The following is a 17,906-nucleotide window of genomic DNA, read 5'->3' on the forward strand; positions in this document are numbered from 1 at the left end:
ATTAACATGGAGGGAAGTATAATGTACAAGCAACTGGTAGCCAGTAATGATAGAGCGTCAGTGGAAGGATTATCCCGGCAGGTGCTTGATCCGACGAGCCGCTATTACGGAGGGACAATAGATCCGGGTACTGGCGTTGCCTGGGTGAATCATACGACCGGCACACCAACCGATATGTGTTATTGGGGAGCGGCTCTGGTTAACCCGGATTCCGCATTCTACCGTGATGAGCTGCTGCTGGCCCGCCTGCTGCTGGCGACGGAATTCGTGCTGCGTGCACAACATGAGGATGGCTCGATCTCTCCGGGCTGGACGAACTATCATTCTCCCCCGGATACAGCCTTTGTCATCGTCGGCTACGCTCAGCTACACCATCTGTTGGCATCGCAGGATTGGGCGCCGCTGCAACAGGTGCTTGATAATATGCTCCTGTTTCTTAAGCGAACTATTCCCGTCATGCTTACAGGGGGTTGTCACACGCCGAATCATCGTTGGGTATTGTGTGCAGCACTGGGATTTTTGTATGAACTGTTCGGACTGGAGGAGGCTGTCCAGCGGGCAGATCAGTGGTTGGCGGAAGGGATGGATATTACACCTGATGGAGAATGGACCGAGCGCAGCAACGGTATTTATAGTGCGGTCAGCGACATCATGCTGATTCATGCCGCTCGTCTGCTGGATCGGCCGCAGTTGCTGGAGCCAGTTCGTCTGAATTTACACATGATGGTCTATTTGGTGCATCCTAAGGGGGAAGTTGTGACTGATTACTCTGGGCGCCAGGATCTGGGGAGCTTTCACGACCTGTCTCCATATTATTTACCGTACGCTATTCTGGCCCGTTTCGATAAGGAGCCATTGTTTGCGGGGATGGCCGAATGGGCAGGCAGTGCACTGGAAAATCCGGGGGTCTGCTCTGTCAACGTACTCGTACGTATGCTGCTGGAGCCGGAGTTTCAGCAACCTTTTGAGGATTCGGCAGCCCTACCTGTGAAATATGAGAAAATACTGAACGGCGATTTTCCGCGACACGGCTATCTGCAGGATATGGAGAAGTCCGGCCATCAAGGGCGAATTTACCACAGCCGGCTGCATACTGATTTCGGAGCACCGGTTGCGCGCTATAGGGACGGAAACACTAGCGTGACCTTAATCACGGAGACACCGTCTTTTTTTGCACTCCGTCACGGTGCCGTCAGGCTGCTTGCAGTGCAGCTGGCTTCTTACTTTTATCCGGGATATGTACCGATGCAGAAAATGATCAAATTGCCTGAAGGATACCACCTGTCAGGAGAACAAAAGAAGGGGTATTACGGTCCTGTCCAAGACGAACTGCTTCCGCAAACATCTGCGGAGCCGGTAAGCCCTTGGTATCTGCTCCCGCACCAGAGCCGCGCACTTACGCATGAACAGACATTCCGTGTGGAGACGGAGGTTCAGCGTACGGACAGAGGGTGGACCCTCCGGTTGCATGCTGAGGAACCTAGAGAGGTTATGACACAGTTGTCTTTCGTTTTTGGACGGGAAGGATGTTTCACTTCGGGCGAATTGCAGGCTGTCGGAGAGGACCATTATCTCTGGAACGGCGGTAACCTCCGCTATAGTTGTGAAGAGGACTGGATTGAACTGACAGGGGGCGAGCTAGGCCATCTGGCGGCTACGGTGCGTGAGGCGAAGCTGCAGGATAACTGCAAGGCGGTGTTGGTCAATTTTATGACCCCGTTCGATAAGATGATTACGATCACTCTATCTCCTTCCATGATAAGAGAGTGACCTTTGCAACAATTTATAATCTAGTAGACGTTGAACTTACACCTCAGTTTTATAATAATGAAGCCTTATTAAAAAACCTTCCATTAGAAGCAAACCTGGAGTTGAGTTATCAGGTCTAATGGGAGGTTTTGTTATGGCGGCAAGGTTTTTGTGGAACAAACGCCTGAGAATCAAGCTAATAAGCTCACAGTCGCAGGCACAGAAGTTATCTATAACAAGGTAGTAAGGGAAGAAGTCAGCTATGATTATCTGAATTGGTATAACGAGAGACAGGATGCGTATTATACACTCACCAGCTATGGAGATAAGATTTTGAACAAGGAGCAATTTTTACAGCTGGCTGAGGAGCTATTGAAGTAGAGTTTTGAAGTTAGAAGTTAGAAGTTAGAAGTTAGAAGTTAGAAGTTAGAAGTTAGAAGTTAGAAGTTAGAAGTTAGAAGTTAGAAGTTAGAAGTTAGAAGTTAGAAGTTAGAAGTTAGAAGTTAGAAGTTAGAAGTTGGTAGTTGGTAGTTAGTAGTTAGTAGCTCGTAGTGTGTAGGTGCATGCGCTAAGTTAGTTGTATTATGTGCAATTAAAGTTCACCAATAGCTGTATATAGGCCCTTTAGTTGTATTTGATGCAGCTATTACTGGTTAGATTAGTGGAAATAGACGTTTTTACGGATTTTAGTTGTAGAGAATGCAATTAGAGAAGAGGATATGAGCGAATCAGAAATAAATAAGTGTATAAAATACAGTTAAATCGTATGCAGGGAAGGCAGCAATTGGATCCAGATATAAAAGAAGGTATCCCCAAAGCGAGAGCTCTAGGGATACCTTCTTTATATTCTTAAGTCGAAAAGTTGACCAGCGTTAGCCTTCTAGCAGTAGTGCTTCTGGATCTTCCAGCAATTCCTTCACTTTGACCAGGAAGCTTACCGCTTCAGAGCCGTCAACGATCCGGTGATCATAGGAAAGGGCGATGTACATCATTGGACGGTTTACGGTTCTTTCTTCGTCCAGCGCGATTGGACGCAATTGAATCTTATGCATCCCTAGAATACCCACCTGTGGTGTATTCAGAATCGGTGTGGATAACAAGGAGCCGAATACGCCACCGTTGGTGATGGTGAATGTTCCGCCTTGCAGCTCGGAGAGGCTGAGCGTATTGGCACGTGCTTTGGAAGCGAGCTCGCCAATCTGGCGCTCGATTTCCGGGAAGCTGAGCCGATCCGCATCACGGACTACGGGAACTACAAGTCCTTCTTTCGCTGCAACAGCAATACCGATGTCGTAGAATTTCTTAACGACCAGATCTTCACCGTCGATTTCGGCGTTCAGCAGTGGATAGGTTTTAAGCGCACCGATCACAGCTTTGGTGAAGAAGGACATGAAGCCTAGTCCAACTTCATGTTTCTCTTTAAAAGCATCCTTGCGGCGCTTGCGGATGTCGAGGATCGCTGTCATGTCCACCTCGTTGAAGGTGGTAAGCATGGCCGCGGTCTGCTGCGCTTCGACCAAGCGGCTGGCAATCGTGAGCCGTCTGCGCGACATGCGCTTGCGCTCCACGTTTTTGCCCTCGTCCGGCGTGGCTTTGCCCGCTGCCGGCTTCGCTGGCTCCGGCTTGCCTTGCGGCGCCGGAGCTACCGGTGCAGCGGCCTGCGGCGCTGCTGCACCATGACCGGACACATCGGCTTGGCCAATCCGGCCGATAGGATCACGGGCGCTAACCTCTCCGAGGTCGATGCCGCGCTCCCGTGCCAGCTTGCGTGCGCCCGGCGATGCCAAGGCAGCGTGGCTGTCGCCACCTGCTGCAGGCACTTCGGGCGCAGCTACAGGCGCGGCTGCTGCTACTGCGTTGCCGCCTGCCGGTGCCGCTTTAGGCGCTTCGGCTTCGCTTTCAGCGGTCCGCGGCGTACTGCCGCTTGCGGCTCCAATGATGCCGATGGCTTCGCCAACGGCTACGTTCTCGCCCGCTTGACGCAGGATGGTGGAGATGACACCCTCCACCTCTGCACTAATTTCCAGATTGACTTTATCCGTTTCCAGCTCAGCGAGCACATCGCCTTGACCTACCGTGTCGCCTTCTTTAACCAGCCATTTGTAGATGGTTCCTTCGGATATGGATTCTCCCAGATCGGGTACTAAGATTTCTGACACAGGCCGTTTCCTCCCCAAACATAATGGTTTACGCTATTGTGATACCGTCCTCTTAAGAGGACGGTACAGCCGCTTGTACGTTCGAATTTGATTTTAGGGCTTCTGTTACAATTCTACGTTGTTCGAAGCTATGCACATCTGCATAACCACTGGCCGGGCTGGAACGTTCCGGACGGCCGATATATCTTACGCCGGCATTCTTTGGTGCGATGGCGCGTAACCGAGGCTCACTATAGCTCCAGCCGCCCATATTTTTCGGCTCTTCTTGCACCCAGACAATTTCCTGAAGGGAGCTGAAGGAGTTTAAATGTTCGCTTAACTCTTGTTCCGGGAACGGATAAAGCTGCTCTAGGCGAAGAACATGCAGCCACGACCAATCCTTATCCTGTGCTGCTTCCAGTTCTGTTTGGATGTCGATAGCCACTTTACCGCTGCAGACTACGAGCCGTTTAACTTCACTTGGTTTCTGGCCAAGCAAAGATTCAGCTAATACAGGCTTGAATTGTCCTGAAGCCAGCTCGGTTCCGGCAGAAGTGCTGCGCGTATTCCGAATGAGACTTTTCGGCGTCATAATGACTAGCGGTCTAGCATCTTCCTGCCCGCATAACGCTGCTTGGCGCCGCAGCAGATGGAAATATTGCGAAGCGGTAGTCAGGTTAGCGACCGTCCAGTTCTCTTCAGCGGATAGCTGCAAGAACCGTTCCAGCCTACCGCTGGAGTGCTCAGGTCCCTGTCCTTCGTAGCCATGCGGCAGCATGATGACGAGATTGCTGCGCTGTGTCCATTTGGCGCGTCCAGCGGCAATGAACTGGTCAAAAATAACCTGACCCGCGTTGGCGAAATCACCATACTGTGCTTCCCAGATTACGAAGGTTTCCGGTGCAAACACATTATAACCATATTCAAAGCCTAATACTGATGCCTCTGACAATGGACTGTTGTATACGCCAAAGGAGGCACGGGAATCGCTTAGCTGATGTAGTGGGGAGAACAAATCTCCTGTTTTACTGTCGTGCAGCACCAGATGGCGATGTGCGAAGGTTCCGCGTTGGGCATCTTGACCGCTCAGTCGGATGGGCGTTCCATTTTTCAGAATGGTAGCGAAGGCTAACGTTTCAGCCAGTGCCCAGTCGACCTTTTCACCTTCATTCAGTGCATCTTTACGACGTTGTAAAATGCGCTCCAGCTTCGGATAAACCTGGAATCCAGCAGGAACCGTCAACAGTTCACGGTTGATCTCCTGCAGGCTGGAGATGGATACCGCTGTAGTGTTTGCCGCTGCGCGGTCCGTTTGTAGAGGAATGAAGGCTTTGGGTTCTTTTTTCTTATGATTGCCTTCCTTCATATTATCGTACGCACGCTGCAATACACTTTCTGCTTCAGCATTCATCTTTTGTACGTCTTCGGCGGTAAGAACCTTTTCGTTTTTCAGTCTCTCTGCATAAACCTTGTAGACGGTCGGATGATTGCGAACCTTACCGTAGACAACAGGTTGTGTGGTTTCAGGATCATCCATTTCGTTGTGACCATGACGGCGGTAGCCGATGAGATCAATTACGAAATCTTTTTTGAATTGATGGCGGTATGCGCTAGCTAAACGTACGGCTGCTACGCAGGCCTCTGGGTCATCAGCGTTGACATGGACTATCGGGATTTCATACCCTTTGGCGATGTCACTCGCATAATGCGTAGAACGGGAATCTTCACTTTCAGTCGTAAAACCAATTCGGTTATTAACAATGATATGGATCGTCCCACCATTTTGATAACCTTGAAGTTTGCCGATATTAAGCGTTTCTGCAACAATTCCTTCACCTGGAAAAGCAGCATCGCCATGCATCAGCACCGCCATAGCTTTACTGGTATCAATCTTCGGCAGTCCTGCAGTGCTCCGATCTTCTTGTGCGGCACGAGTGAAACCTTCCACGACAGGATTGACGAATTCCAAGTGACTTGGGTTATTCGCTAGTGTTATTCTTGTGCGTACGGTTTCTCCTTCACGGACAGCACGGTCTGCACCGAGATGGTATTTCACATCACCTGTCCAGCCATAGTTAATGCCTGTAGAGCCTTCGGAAGGGAAAAGCTCCTTGTTCGGAGAATGATGAAACTCTGAAAATATGATATCATAAGGTTTGCCCAAAATATGTGCAAGAACGTTGAGGCGGCCGCGATGCGCCATGCCCATCAAAATATGCTCCGCACCGTCATGTGCAGCAGCACGTACGATTTCATCTAACATCGGTACAAGAGCATCATTGCCTTCAAGACTGAAACGCTTCTGACCTACAAAAGTCTTGTGGAGGAAGGTTTCAAATTGCTCTACCTGAATCAGGCGGTTCAGGAGCTCTTTGCGTTCTGTATTATTTAGGGGTGCTGGTGAGCTGGTGGATTCTGCCTGTCTATTTAGCCATTGCAGTTCTTTTTCTTCATGCACATGCCCGAACTCATAGGCGATGGTCTTGGTGTATGCCTGACGCATACGTTGCACGGCATCCCATCCGGTATGCACATCATTCGGCGCATTTTCCCATATAAGCGTTGCAGGCAGTGCGATCAGGTCTTCGCGGGTCAGCCCATAGGTTTCAAGCTCAAGATATTTTGCCATGGGATTCTGATCGCGTACCAGCGGATCAATTTCAGCGGCCATATGGCCATATATACGAATATTGGCGATTAGCTTGGAAGCTCTTACTGCTTTTCTAAGCCATTCGGTGTCTCCCGAGATGCGCGGCTGAGGAGCCGGTTCGCTATCTGGAGTTAGGGGAGGAGGTCCCGAATTTGTAAAAAGCTCGCGATAATTATTTTCTACGGTGGAGGGATCTTTCACAAACTGTTCATATCTTTCTTGAATGTAGCCTAAATTGGGTCCGTAATACTTACTCCAAATGGATTCGTTATAGGGCTCTTTGGCTGCCATGAATACATCCTCCTTAACGGATGAACTCCATACGTGACATTTTGTGTCAACGCTTACTGGAGCTGTGATGATTGCGGTTTCATTTCTCATCTTATTGTGCTACTTTCAGCCACTGTAATCAATTCATTCTTTCGTCCAATACGTTCGCAAAATGGTATGGGTTAGCTTGTTCTAATGAAAAGAAGGGTGTTTCTTCTCATTACCCATTCTAAAGGCCTATTAAAATGATTCTATTATCCTTATTTTTAACTATTAGGTCAGTAAATATTTATTTTGCTAGTACAATTTATTTTATGTAACGGACGAGTATCGTGATAATCGGACAAGATCTTTGAAAAAAAATCTTTTATTTTTCGTTTTTAAAATAAAAAGTAACCAGGAATCGACACACTTTTCCGCTTTCTTTTTGTATAATGTTATTGCAGATAGTAATTTTATAGTTTTTTAAGTAGATCCTTTCGTGAAAAGGGTCCAGTAAAAGGTAAACTTGCCGAAAGGCAGGGGCACAAAGTCGCGGGTCTAAGGTAGAGATACTATGACAGCCGGATTGCCTGGGGACGTAAAATCTTAGGGGGAGATTTTTTGGAAAAGTCCAACCAGGGTAGCAACAGAGAACAGCAGTTTATTGATCTGGATCAAGAGTGGGTACATTTATTATTAGCAGCTAAGAAGGCTGGCATTAAGGCAGATGAAATCCGCCAGTTCTTTCATGAGAAAACTGTGCAGATCGTGCAGTAATACATTAGAGGGGTTACATATCGAAAAAGGGCACAGCGGTTCTTCGCTGTGTCCTTTTTCGATATGATTTAGTAGAAGAGAGGATCGTACCAGATTGGTAGGAAGTATTAATCCTTTTGATCGAGCTTCCATTTCTGATAGTCCAGAAATTCTTTGAATTCGCGTTTGCTAATGCCTGAGTCCATAGCTTCCTGCACCAATCGGAACCATTCCGAATCTAAATGTGATTCCTCTGCATCATTGGGTTCTCCATAGAGTAGGGCATGAATGGATACCTGAAGCGCATCAGCGATCTTTTCGATAAACTGGATGGATGGATTGGATTGGATGTTTCTCTCCACGTTGCTAAGATACGACTTAGCCACATCTGCTCTGTCCGCAAGCTCAGATAGGGAGAAACCCTTGTCTAGGCGGAGCTGCTGGATACGTTGGCCCATATTCTGTGGCACTATGCTGACGCCCCTCCGTAATTTTTGTTATTAGTATAGCAAATATCAATAAATCGGACAAAGTTTATTGTAAAGAGAAGAGCAGCAATCTGCTTATCCGTGGCCGGATTCAGGATCTGCTGCTCTTCGAGTATTTTATTAAATTACTTTATTGATCTTAGTAGTCTTTTTTCGCGCCTTGTTTAGCTACGAAATCCCAAGTCAGTGTCAAGCTATCGCCTTGGAAAATATTTTGATCTTGGTTATTTTCAACAAATTCGAATTGGACGGAGAAGCTGTCATTAGTACCGGCTTTAATACCGGATGCTTCGGTAAAGAGTTGATCCCAACCTGTATTTTTTACGAGATCCGGATGCTGACTTTTTAAAGCAGCAAGTGTAGTCTCATAAACTACATTTTCAGGAGAGACGATAGGTACTCCTTTGTCATTATTTCTAAGGAATTTAACTTTAATGAACTCGGCTAAATCAAGGTAGTTATCTCCTTTAGCATCCGTGATTTGAGTCGATGTATTCAGAATGATAGATCCGATATCGAGCGAACCATCGTTTTTCAATTTGAAGGATTTAGTTACAGTATCACCTGGTTTCAGGTTAGGAATATTAACGATGACAGAAGGGTCAGAGTTCAGATCGAGTGTACCCGCTGCGAATGTAGCTGTGCTTTGCGCAGTGTCGCTAAAGTATGCGAAGGTTCCTCCGCCGATTAATGATAAACCCAGTGCTGCAGATGCTACGCCAAGACCCAATGTTTTCTTGATACCCATAATAAAATTCCTCCTCAAATTTGTGTTGAATTTTTATAAAATTTATATATTGTATCTTCCGGTTCGTAAGCGGAAGTGGACAATCAACTTAGGGCTGTGTTTCTGTTGGGGACGGTGAGGCTGGCAGTAGGGCAGCGTTTTTCTTTTCTAATGCAGCTACAGCCTTCCAAGAGGTATACAGAGCATAGAGCAGAAGCATCAAGCCAGGCACGATCATGAGGACTACACTTCCAGCTTTGGAAACCGCGAAATTCATAGCGTAACCGACATAGGGTACAGTAACCCCGGTATACTGAGCTACAACATTCGCAGAACTGGTAGGGTTCATGTCGGGTGCGTCGTTGTTATCGCCTTTAGTGCGATAAACAGCTTCACCCGTAGCGTTATTGACGGTCGCTTCTACAATCCGGTGAGTAATGAGCAGATTATCTTCATTCCTAAAGGTGATGACATCGCCTGGTTTGAAACGATTCATATCCCCTCCGGGTTTTAATGCGACAATTGAGCCAGTCTGAATTCCAGGTTCCATCGATCCTGAGAGTACGGTTTTGATCTCATATCCGAAGAAAGCAGGTTCACCGCCGGAGGCCTTGGATAACACTACGGCTGCCACCAGCAGAATAAAGATCATAAGCATTAAGCTCGATAGGGTATTATTGATAAATTTTTTAATCCGCATCTTATTCTCCACCTTTCTCAGGTTGAGGGTCCGAAGGAGCTTGGGTTGCTACCGGCGGGGAAGTCGTACTGTCTTCCGCCTTTGCCGTCTCTTGTGGAACCTCTTGCTGAGGGACATCTTTTGGAATTGTGAGCTCTTCGCCAATTTCCGGGTTAACCGGGTCAGTGGGTGGGGCTTCCGGTTGTTCTTTATTTGGGGCTTCCGGAGCAGCTTCACCTGACGTTGGAGGGGTTGCCTCAGCTTTCGCTTTATCCTCGGCTTCTTGTTGCTTTTTCTCCTCAGCCAAACGTTCTTCTTCTTTCTTCGCTTCTTCTTCTTTCTTTGCTTGCTCCTCTAGCCGAGCTTTTTCAAGCTCTTCTAGTTTTTGCTCGCGAGTCTGACTGATCATTTGGAGTTTATCTTGAAGGGTAGTGATACCTGAGGTTGCCGATTCTTTAAGGTTAGTCAATTCGGTATTTAGAGCTTCATAAGTGGAGGTGAGGTCGCTAGAGATCACGCCGTCTGGTTGAGTGAAGGTAATCAGGAATGGCAGTGGCTGTGGAAACTCTCCTTCGCGTAATTCAAGTTGTCCATAAACATCACTGGTAACTACCGAAGCGAATGGAAGACCGACATCGTGTATGGAGGTTAGGTAACTAATAACTCCATTTAAGGAAGCATTCAAGGATTCCGAGATCACACCGCTTTGATTCAGGCTGCTTTGTAAATCTCTGAAAAATTGCTCATCCTTGATTTCTAGACAATTGGAATCTAGAGAAGTCATATATCCTCCTATCTGGAAGAGTAAGGCTGCTGCTGCACTTAGCTCATTGTGGATTTGATTCCAAATTTGGCTGTTAAACGCCAGTTGCTCGTTAACGCTATCTATTTGGGATTGAAGCGCCGCTATTTGCGAAGAAATCTCTTGTGCAGCGACATCAAGCTCTTCCAGCGACATCCCTTCTATTCCTGAAACGTCCGAGTGGTTAGCTGATGAGGGAAAGGGTTGTAGTGATTCTTTTAAAGTGAGCGCTCGATTAACATGCTCTTTGAACTCTGTAAGCAGTGCCTTGATCGAATTCGGAAATACTTCGCAAAAGCTAATCGTGCTAGTGGTTTGCGTAGCAGCTCCAAAGCCTCCATAGGTACCACCAACTTGCTGCGAGGTGTATAGAAATAAGACGGAGACAGCCATTCCTGATTGCAGTATACGTAATCCAATTTTCCTGTTTCTTCTAGGTCTTCTCCTAGCTGATCTGGGTCTCAGAGGAATACCTCCCCTCAATGTCTGTTTCTTTGGTTCGTTATTATCGTTCTTTATTAAGAACAACTTCTGTAATGAATCATACATGGAATAAATCAAAAAGAAAACTGCCAATAACACGCATTTGTACTCTATAAAGAACAATAATGTTTATTTATCTCTAAATAACTCCTTATATCGCTCGATTACTAAATATATTCGCAATAAAGAACGATTTGTATTAGGGGATTGGCAAAAAAATACCCGGCTCGCAGTAAAACGCGAGCCGGGTATAAGCGGAGTAATGAAGTTGAGAATATAAATGTATATGTTACGGAAGTTTTGAACCACGTGAACTAACATACAAGTCGTACCATTCCTTACGGCTAAGCTCCAGCTTGTCCGCATCGGCACAGGCAGTAATACGCTTCGGATTCACAGTTCCAATAACAGGCTGAATGGCAGCTGGATGTGTCATTAGCCAAGCTAGTACAATGGCTTCGGGTGTCGTTCCCTTTTCATCTGCAAGTTGTTGAACCATAGCTGCTGTTTGGACGATATTCTCCGGTTGATCCTCTAATGAACGCCCGCTAAATAGACCTTGGGCGAGTGGCCCCCAGGCTTGAAGCTGAATGTTCTCCATTCGACAATGTTCAAGGGTTCCCTCAGGAAAGATAATATCCTTCCAGGGTTCACGATTTACACTGATTCCAGCATCCACCCAGCTGATCTTAGCCAAGCTCATATGCAGCTGGTTTACGATAAAAGGTTCATCGCAATAAGTCTGCAGCAGCTTGATCTGAGCGGCGCTCATATTGGAAACCCCGAAATGACGAACCTTACCAGCGGCTTTCAGTTGATGTAATGCGGAGGCTACTTCCTCGGGATCCATTAAGGGATCGGGTCTATGCAGTAAAAGAATATCAATGTATTCGGTCCCAAGTCGTGACAATATTCCATCTACACTGTTCAGAATATGTTGGCCAGAGAAATCAAACGTATTAGTGCTGTCTCCAGGCTCCATTAGCTTAATCCCACATTTAGATTGAATTATGATTTCTTCACGTAGTCCTGGACGATCCTTAAAAATCTGACCAAATACCTTCTCCGCCTTCCCACGAGTGTAGATATCTGCATGATCAAACATGTTGATGCCTATGGAAAGGGCGGCATCAACCGCTTCATGCCCTTGTTTAACCTTCTCCGCAGTAATCGGCTCATGGTCCCAGTCACCGCCTAGCCCCATGCAGCCTAAAGCAATGCGGCTTGCGGGAATCCCGCGCTTGTTTAAAGGTAACGCTTTCAACAATGTGATTCCTCCTTGGAAATTATGATTGCGTACTTGTAGATATTGTACACTCTCAGAAGCCCGTATGGTATTTTTTGTCGCTGGAAGAGCGGTGTTTGGTCTCCTCTTTATTCTTTTCCTCTTGCTTTTCCAGCGTCAAATCTTCCATCGGAATCGGGTCTACATTCTGCTCACTTTCATGAAGGTCAAATAGACTTTCTTTCTCTGTTGGATATTGTTCCGGGTGATCCCGTTTGCCACCATTCAGCTGATGTTTTTCTTGGGTCATTTTTACCGCCTCGCCTTCCTTTGAGATTTAATGGATATTGTGCTCGTTAATAAACGTATTTGGACTCCCTTAAACAGAAAAAAGAGGCCATTAGGCCTCTAAATTCAATGGTGTCCCTACGTCTTTTAGCTTGCGTGCTACAACATCATCGTATAGGCGCTGCAGCCATTTCAGCTCAGTCAGGGTGTGCTCATATGTACCGTACATTAGATGCAGGGCAGAACGAGGCACGATGGAGATATGCTCCTCGTATACCTGATAAGCCAGATTAACCTGATGTTCTGTTTCCCGGAGGCGTTCCTCGAGCAGCTTCTCAACCTTGCTCTGATCGATATGACGGGACATAGCCAGGGCCATATACATCGGATGATAGAAGGGTTCGTTTTTCTTAATCTGTTGCAGGATAAGCTGTTCGAATAAAGCTTTACCTTGCTCCGTTATGGCATAGATTGTTTTGTCCGGCCGATCACTGCTGCGGATGACCTCTAAAGCTTCTATATAACCATCTTGTGCAAGCTTATCCACAGCATAATAGAGTGATCCCATCTGCAGCTTCGTGATCCGGTCCATGGAACGTTCCTTCATCACTAATGTGATTTCATAGGGATGCATGTTCCGCTCCAGCAGTAAACCTAAAATGGCTAATTTCATGGACATAAGGGTTACCTTTTACCCTCTGACACCTGAACAGCTTTAGCAGGAATGGTAAGACGGTCTTTTGGCATGAGCAGTACAAAGACTAGACCGAGCACTGCAGGAATCAAAGCCCACATAAAGGTGTGCGCGATAGAGGTGGATAACGCACTTGATATTTTCTCTAATATTTCAGCAGGGATCTTCGCTCTTGCTTCAGGTGTTAACGCAGCGCGTGGATCTCCGAAAGCTGCTGACTGTTCACTACCGCCAAAAGCATCGCTTAGGCTGTTAGTAAAGCTATTCCGCTGAATAATCCCGAAGATCGTAATTCCCAGCGTCATCCCAAGGGAGCGCATGAAGGTACTGGTCGAAGTTGCCGAACCCCGTTGGCGCATATCGAAATTATGGATAGCTGCCATGCTCAGCACGGAGAAGGAAAAGCCTACGCCGAACCCAGTCAGAGCCATAAATACATTAAGCATAAGGCGGGAGGTATCAGGTGATAAAGTGCTTAGGCTGTAGACCCCTGCGACAAAGCAGACTGCGGATAGGATCATAATGTTGCGGAAGCTGGTCTTTGTTGTAAGCAGCCCCCCGGTCTGACTGCCAACGACCGTACCGATCATCATCGGCATAAGGATCAGCCCTGAATTCGTAGCTGAGCCGCCAAATACACCCTGCACAAAGATAGGGATATAAATAGTAGCTACGATAAAAGCAGAACCATAAAATAAGCTGGTCACGCTGCTTGTTGCAAACAACCGTTTGCGGAACATAGCGAACGAGATCACAGGTTCAGCAGCTACTCTCTCAATAAGGATAAACGCCAGCAAGAGAACAGCAAAACCTACGAATAAGCCAAGGATGGCACTGGAATCCCAAGCATATTGATTACCACCAAGCTCCAGAGCGAACATTAGGCAGATAATCGCGCCAACCAGAGTGAAGGCTCCGCCCCAGTCAATGCGCTGTTTAGCGTGGGAGATCGACTCCTTATAAGAAGTTGCAATCAGGAACAGTGCAATAATTCCTAGCGGCAGGTTAATGTAGAATACCCACTGCCAACCAACGTAGTCGGTAATATAGGCACCGAGTAAAGGCCCAAGTACACTGGAGATTCCGAAGACGGCTCCAAAGAGACCGGTCAATTTTCCTCTTTTTTCAGGTGGGTAAATGTCGAAAACGATGGTGAAGGCGATTGGCATTAGTGCACCGCCGCCGATCCCTTGAATGGCACGGTAAATGCTGAGCTGTGTGATACTGGTGGCAGTACCGCACAGTGCCGAGCCAATCAGGAATACAATCAATCCGAAAATGAAGAAACGTTTACGTCCGTACATATCAGAGAGCTTGCCGAAGATAGGGGTTCCGGCCATTACCATTACCATGTAAGCGGAGGTGACCCATACGATTTTATCCAGACCGCCAAGATCTGAGACTATCGTTCCCATAGCTGAAGCTACAATGGTATTGTCCATAGCGGACATAAGAATACCAAGCAGCAGGCCAACCACTACGAGTTTAAGATTACTTTCTTTAGTATGCATGCTTCGCAGCTCCTTTTTCTTAATAGTGATACTTCTGTTCGAAAAATGTTCATAATTAGAAGCAAAATTTATTATATTCAAATTTGAATAGGGAGGCAATAGTTTTTTTGAAAAATAGAGATGTATAGCCAACCGTAGAAGAATACGGCGGTAATAAAGGGACAAACTATCCGTGGAGATCATCTGTGGATGAATTAGGAATGCCTCTTGACATACCCTACGGGGGTATATTATATTATTACCAAGGAGGCTGATTCTTATGTCTACTGCCAAGAAAGAGCAGGCTGCAGAATCCTGCGACATAAATTGTCATTCTTCATCATCAGGAGAACGAAAAAGTCATCATTCGGCAGAATTCAAGAATAACTTGAATACGCGCCTCAACCGGATTGAAGGCCAGATCCGCGGGGTAAAGGGTATGATTGAGCGGGATACCTATTGTGATGATGTGCTCAACCAGCTCGCAGCGGTACAGGCAGCGTTAAATGGTGTCGGTAAGATGCTGTTAGAAGGACATATGAAAAGTTGCATTGTTGAGCGAATTGAAGCTGGAGAACATGAGGTTATCGACGAGCTCCTAATTACGGTTAACAAATTAATGAAATAATAAGCTAATGCTTCTAGAGCATAGCTTCACAACATTTATTGGAGGTTATATTTATGTCAAACGCTACATTAAACGTTGAAGGAATGTCTTGTGGTCACTGTGTTAACTCCGTAGAGAAAGCCGTAGGCAATCTTGGAGCCACAGCTAAAGTTGATCTTGCTGCTAAGAAAGTTTCCGTCGAGTATGATGAGAACAAAGTAAGCCTTGGTGCGATTAAAGAAGCAATTGTAGATCAAGGGTATGACGTAGTTTAATTTGAAGCACAGTAATAAGGCTTGGAGTGATATGGGGAAGCTACCCAAAGCTCCAATGCCTTTTCTTTTAGAAATTATCATACCCTATAGGGGTATGTGGAGGCGTGGAAATCATGGATAAAACCAAAACAACAGCTTCACCAAACGAACAGCAGGCAACTGTACAGATTACAGGCATGACCTGTTCCGCTTGTGCAACCCGAATTGAGAAGGGTTTGTCCCGGATGGACGGCGTATCTCGTGCGAATGTGAATCTAGCCTTGGAACAGGCTACTGTTGGATTTGATCCGACAGTATCAGGGTTGCCACAAATTGAAGATAAAATCCGCTCTCTTGGATATGACACTATTAAAGAATCTGCGGATTTTGATATATCGGGGATGACCTGTGCTGCTTGTTCCTCGCGGATTGAAAAAGTGTTGAGCCGTACACCGGGCATAGCAGCAGTTAATGTGAATTTGGCGCTGGAAACAGCTCATGTAGAATATACACCCGGTAATATCAGTCCAAGGGAGATCATGGAGAAGGTAAGCAGTATCGGCTATAAAGCTTCTCTTAAAGAAGACCGCAAGGATCATGTGGATCGTCGTGGAAAAGAAATTCAGCATAAAAAGTGGAAATGGATCATTTCTGCAATTCTTTCGTTCCCCTTATTATGGGCGATGGCTGGTCATTTCTCCTTCACCGGCTGGATTCCAACACCGGATATATTTATGAATCCTTGGTTCCAGCTTGTTCTGGCTACCCCTGTGCAATTTATCATCGGTTGGCAGTTCTACGTAGGTGCTTATAAAGCCCTTCGTAACCGGAGTGCCAATATGGATGTGTTGGTCGTATTAGGGACGTCGGCAGCTTATTTCTACAGTCTTTATCTGACCATTGATTCCTTAAGCATGAAGGGAATGAATCATACTGTAGAAATGTATTATGAGACGAGTGCTGTACTCATTACACTTATCCTTGTCGGTAAATGGTTTGAGGCGTTGGCGAAAGGCCGTTCCTCTGACGCAATCAAAAGCTTAATGGGGCTTCAGGCAAAAACCGCCCTCGTGATTCGGGATGGGCAAGAAATGAATATCCCGACAGATGAAGTCATTCCTGGCGATATTGTACTGGTGAAGCCCGGCACAAAGGTGCCTGTGGATGGCGAAGTAGTCGAGGGATTTTCTTCTGTGGATGAGTCTATGTTGACCGGAGAAAGTATTCCTGTGGAGAAAAAACCAGGGGATACCGTGATCGGTGCCACTATGAATAAGAATGGTATCTTGAGAATCAAAGCAAATAAAGTGGGGCGAGACACTGCGCTGGCTCAAATTATCCGAGTAGTGGAGGAAGCTCAAGGCTCCAAAGCTCCGATTCAGCGGATTGCCGATGTAATCTCAGGGATTTTTGTGCCGATTGTTGTGGGTATTGCTGTGATAACGTTTCTGATCTGGTATTTCTGGGCAGCCCCTGGCCAGTTCGCTGATGCCCTCGAAAAAGCCATTGCAGTGCTCGTAATCGCTTGTCCATGTGCGCTAGGTCTGGCAACGCCAACCTCCATTATGGCAGGATCGGGCCGGGCAGCAGAGCTTGGAATCCTCTTTAAGGGCGGGGAGCATTTAGAGGGAGCGCAAGGGATCCAGACCGTTGTGTTAGATAAAACAGGTACAGTGACGAATGGTAAACCCGTACTTACCGATGTTGTGACTACTACTGGAATTGCAGCTTATGGAAAAGAAAACGCGGAAAACCGTTTGTTAGCTTTAACTGCAGCCGCCGAAAAGCTATCAGAGCATCCACTTGCGGAGGCTATTGTTGCTGGCGCTGCTGATAGAGGCTTGGCTTTGCCTACTGCTGAGCAGTTTGATAATGTGCCCGGACGTGGAATTATGGCCGTTGTCTCCGATCAGCAGGTTATGGTAGGCACGCGGCGGATGATGGAAGATCATCAGCTCGATATCACAGAATGGACTCCAATTATGAAGAAGCTGGAGGAGTCGGGAAAGACCGCTATGCTAGTAGCGGTAGAGGGAGAAATTGCTGGGATTGTGGCCGTTGCTGATACGATAAAACCGACCTCAAAAGCGGCTGTAGCTGCGCTTCATGATATGGGTATTGAAGTCGTTATGATCACTGGTGACAATAAAATTACAGCTGAGGCTATTGCGAAGCAGGCAGGGATCGAAAAAGTGTTAGCAGAGGTTCTGCCAGAGGGTAAAGCTGAAGAGGTTCGCAAGCTCCAACAGAATGGGACTAAGGTTGCCATGGTTGGGGATGGGATCAACGATGCTCCGGCACTGGCTACTGCCGATACGGGTATGGCGATTGGGACAGGAACGGATATAGCTATGGAAGCAGCTGATATTACGCTGATGCGCGGGGATCTGAAGAGTATTCCTGATGCGATCATGATGAGCCGCAAAACGATGAGAAATATTAAACAAAATTTGTTCTGGGCGCTTGCTTACAATACAATAGGAATACCGATTGCTGCACTTGGGTTTCTAGCCCCATGGCTGGCAGGAGCTGCGATGGCATTTAGCTCCGTGTCTGTTGTCTTGAATGCACTTCGGCTACAGCGGGTAAAGCTGTAATATCACCATCACTATTTAGGGAGTGGC

At 46.7% G+C, this 17,906-nt stretch carries 16 protein-coding genes and 1 riboswitch; of the genes, 6 read left to right on the forward strand and 10 right to left on the reverse strand.

All coding sequences use genetic code 11. The features are described 5' to 3' along the window. Positions 1-21 precede the first annotated feature (21 nt). Together MKZ09_RS01880 and MKZ09_RS01885 are read left to right on the forward strand one after the other, a co-directional pair. Complete coding sequence (locus MKZ09_RS01880) at positions 22-1,770, forward strand: hypothetical protein (RefSeq protein WP_076203472.1); 1,749 nt, start codon at positions 22-24, stop codon at positions 1,768-1,770. 150 nt (positions 1,771-1,920) lie between these two features. Beyond that, the gene (locus tag MKZ09_RS01885) at positions 1,921-2,130 is read left to right on the forward strand and encodes a hypothetical protein (protein WP_076134828.1); all 210 of its coding nucleotides are present in this window, start codon (positions 1,921-1,923) and stop codon (positions 2,128-2,130) included. 491 nt (positions 2,131-2,621) lie between these two features. Here the strand turns inward: MKZ09_RS01885 and odhB are convergent, their stop codons facing one another. Both odhB and MKZ09_RS01895 read right to left on the reverse strand, forming a co-directional pair. Beyond that, a complete protein-coding gene (odhB, locus tag MKZ09_RS01890) occupies positions 2,622-3,908 on the reverse strand; it encodes a 2-oxoglutarate dehydrogenase complex dihydrolipoyllysine-residue succinyltransferase (RefSeq protein WP_076134829.1) in 1,287 nt (428 codons plus the stop codon). Between the two features lie 52 nt (positions 3,909-3,960). Next, positions 3,961-6,828, reverse strand: coding sequence for a 2-oxoglutarate dehydrogenase E1 component (locus tag MKZ09_RS01895; protein WP_076203476.1), 2,868 nt, complete (start codon positions 6,826-6,828; stop codon positions 3,961-3,963). A 470-nt stretch (positions 6,829-7,298) separates the two neighbouring features. Next, a riboswitch (cyclic di-GMP riboswitch) is annotated at positions 7,299-7,383 on the forward strand. Positions 7,384-7,410: 27 nt separating this feature from the next. On the opposite strand from MKZ09_RS01895, the gene MKZ09_RS01900 reads away from it, so the two are divergent. Beyond that, on the forward strand, positions 7,411-7,566 hold the full coding sequence (locus MKZ09_RS01900) for an anti-repressor SinI family protein (RefSeq protein WP_232061118.1): 156 nt from the start codon (positions 7,411-7,413) through the stop codon (positions 7,564-7,566). A gap of 107 nt (positions 7,567-7,673) precedes the next feature. On the opposite strand, the gene MKZ09_RS01905 is transcribed toward MKZ09_RS01900, so the two are convergent. The 8 genes from MKZ09_RS01905 to MKZ09_RS01940 form a co-directional block, all read right to left on the reverse strand. Then, positions 7,674-8,003 carry a helix-turn-helix domain-containing protein gene (locus tag MKZ09_RS01905; RefSeq protein WP_036682795.1) on the reverse strand — a complete coding sequence of 110 codons (330 nt, stop codon included), beginning with the start codon at positions 8,001-8,003 and terminating at the stop codon, positions 7,674-7,676. Between the two features lie 169 nt (positions 8,004-8,172). Continuing rightward, a complete protein-coding gene (locus MKZ09_RS01910; protein WP_036682781.1) occupies positions 8,173-8,781 on the reverse strand; it encodes a TasA family protein in 609 nt (202 codons plus the stop codon). Positions 8,782-8,869: 88 nt separating this feature from the next. Then, positions 8,870-9,460, reverse strand: a complete 591-nt coding sequence (gene sipW, locus MKZ09_RS01915; protein ID WP_076107404.1) for a signal peptidase I SipW — start codon at positions 9,458-9,460, stop codon at positions 8,870-8,872. 1 nt (position 9,461) lies between these two features. Then, the gene (locus MKZ09_RS01920) at positions 9,462-10,634 is read right to left on the reverse strand and encodes a hypothetical protein (RefSeq protein WP_076203480.1); all 1,173 of its coding nucleotides are present in this window, start codon (positions 10,632-10,634) and stop codon (positions 9,462-9,464) included. A 379-nt stretch (positions 10,635-11,013) separates the two neighbouring features. Then, positions 11,014-11,991, reverse strand: coding sequence for an aldo/keto reductase (locus MKZ09_RS01925; protein WP_076203485.1), 978 nt, complete (start codon positions 11,989-11,991; stop codon positions 11,014-11,016). A gap of 52 nt (positions 11,992-12,043) precedes the next feature. Continuing rightward, positions 12,044-12,259 carry a hypothetical protein gene (locus MKZ09_RS01930; RefSeq protein WP_076203490.1) on the reverse strand — a complete coding sequence of 72 codons (216 nt, stop codon included), beginning with the start codon at positions 12,257-12,259 and terminating at the stop codon, positions 12,044-12,046. 90 nt (positions 12,260-12,349) lie between these two features. Further along, positions 12,350-12,916 (reverse strand): PadR family transcriptional regulator, encoded by a 567-nt coding sequence (locus tag MKZ09_RS01935; RefSeq protein ID WP_076134833.1) that lies wholly within the window; start codon positions 12,914-12,916, stop codon positions 12,350-12,352. A 5-nt stretch (positions 12,917-12,921) separates the two neighbouring features. Beyond that, a complete protein-coding gene (locus tag MKZ09_RS01940; protein WP_076203495.1) occupies positions 12,922-14,442 on the reverse strand; it encodes an MDR family MFS transporter in 1,521 nt (506 codons plus the stop codon). A gap of 259 nt (positions 14,443-14,701) precedes the next feature. Between MKZ09_RS01940 and MKZ09_RS01945 the strand changes: the two genes are divergently transcribed. The 3 genes from MKZ09_RS01945 to MKZ09_RS01955 all read left to right on the forward strand — a co-directional run bounded on the left by MKZ09_RS01945 (position 14,702) and on the right by MKZ09_RS01955 (position 17,879). Further along, on the forward strand, positions 14,702-15,049 hold the full coding sequence (locus tag MKZ09_RS01945) for a metal-sensitive transcriptional regulator (protein ID WP_076124636.1): 348 nt from the start codon (positions 14,702-14,704) through the stop codon (positions 15,047-15,049). A 53-nt stretch (positions 15,050-15,102) separates the two neighbouring features. After that, the gene (locus tag MKZ09_RS01950; RefSeq protein WP_076124634.1) at positions 15,103-15,303 is read left to right on the forward strand and encodes a copper ion binding protein; all 201 of its coding nucleotides are present in this window, start codon (positions 15,103-15,105) and stop codon (positions 15,301-15,303) included. 113 nt (positions 15,304-15,416) lie between these two features. Continuing rightward, positions 15,417-17,879: a heavy metal translocating P-type ATPase gene (locus MKZ09_RS01955; protein WP_076134835.1), complete on the forward strand. Its 2,463-nt coding sequence runs from the start codon at positions 15,417-15,419 to the stop codon at positions 17,877-17,879. Positions 17,880-17,906 lie beyond the last annotated feature (27 nt).

The sequence above is a fragment of the Paenibacillus sp. FSL R5-0908 genome (assembly GCF_038006245.1).
Classification (GTDB): domain Bacteria; phylum Bacillota; class Bacilli; order Paenibacillales; family Paenibacillaceae; genus Paenibacillus_AQ; species Paenibacillus_AQ odorifer.

Excerpts from the sequence above, each read along its gene's own strand:
- MKZ09_RS01880 (WP_076203472.1), top strand. The coding sequence starts at position 22 with ATGTACAAGCAACTGGTAGCCAGTAATGATAGAGCGTCAGTGGAAGGA.
- MKZ09_RS01895 (WP_076203476.1), bottom strand. The coding sequence starts at position 6,828 with ATGGCAGCCAAAGAGCCCTATAACGAATCCATTTGGAGTAAGTATTAC.
- MKZ09_RS01905 (WP_036682795.1), bottom strand. The coding sequence starts at position 8,003 with ATGGGCCAACGTATCCAGCAGCTCCGCCTAGACAAGGGTTTCTCCCTA.
- MKZ09_RS01910 (WP_036682781.1), bottom strand. The coding sequence starts at position 8,781 with ATGGGTATCAAGAAAACATTGGGTCTTGGCGTAGCATCTGCAGCACTG.
- sipW (WP_076107404.1), bottom strand. The coding sequence starts at position 9,460 with ATGCGGATTAAAAAATTTATCAATAATACCCTATCGAGCTTAATGCTT.
- MKZ09_RS01920 (WP_076203480.1), bottom strand. The coding sequence starts at position 10,634 with ATGGCTGTCTCCGTCTTATTTCTATACACCTCGCAGCAAGTTGGTGGT.
- MKZ09_RS01930 (WP_076203490.1), bottom strand. The coding sequence starts at position 12,259 with ATGACCCAAGAAAAACATCAGCTGAATGGTGGCAAACGGGATCACCCG.
- MKZ09_RS01935 (WP_076134833.1), bottom strand. The coding sequence starts at position 12,916 with ATGTCCATGAAATTAGCCATTTTAGGTTTACTGCTGGAGCGGAACATG.
- MKZ09_RS01940 (WP_076203495.1), bottom strand. The coding sequence starts at position 14,442 with ATGCATACTAAAGAAAGTAATCTTAAACTCGTAGTGGTTGGCCTGCTG.
- MKZ09_RS01945 (WP_076124636.1), top strand. The coding sequence starts at position 14,702 with ATGTCTACTGCCAAGAAAGAGCAGGCTGCAGAATCCTGCGACATAAAT.
- MKZ09_RS01950 (WP_076124634.1), top strand. The coding sequence starts at position 15,103 with ATGTCAAACGCTACATTAAACGTTGAAGGAATGTCTTGTGGTCACTGT.
- MKZ09_RS01955 (WP_076134835.1), top strand. The coding sequence starts at position 15,417 with ATGGATAAAACCAAAACAACAGCTTCACCAAACGAACAGCAGGCAACT.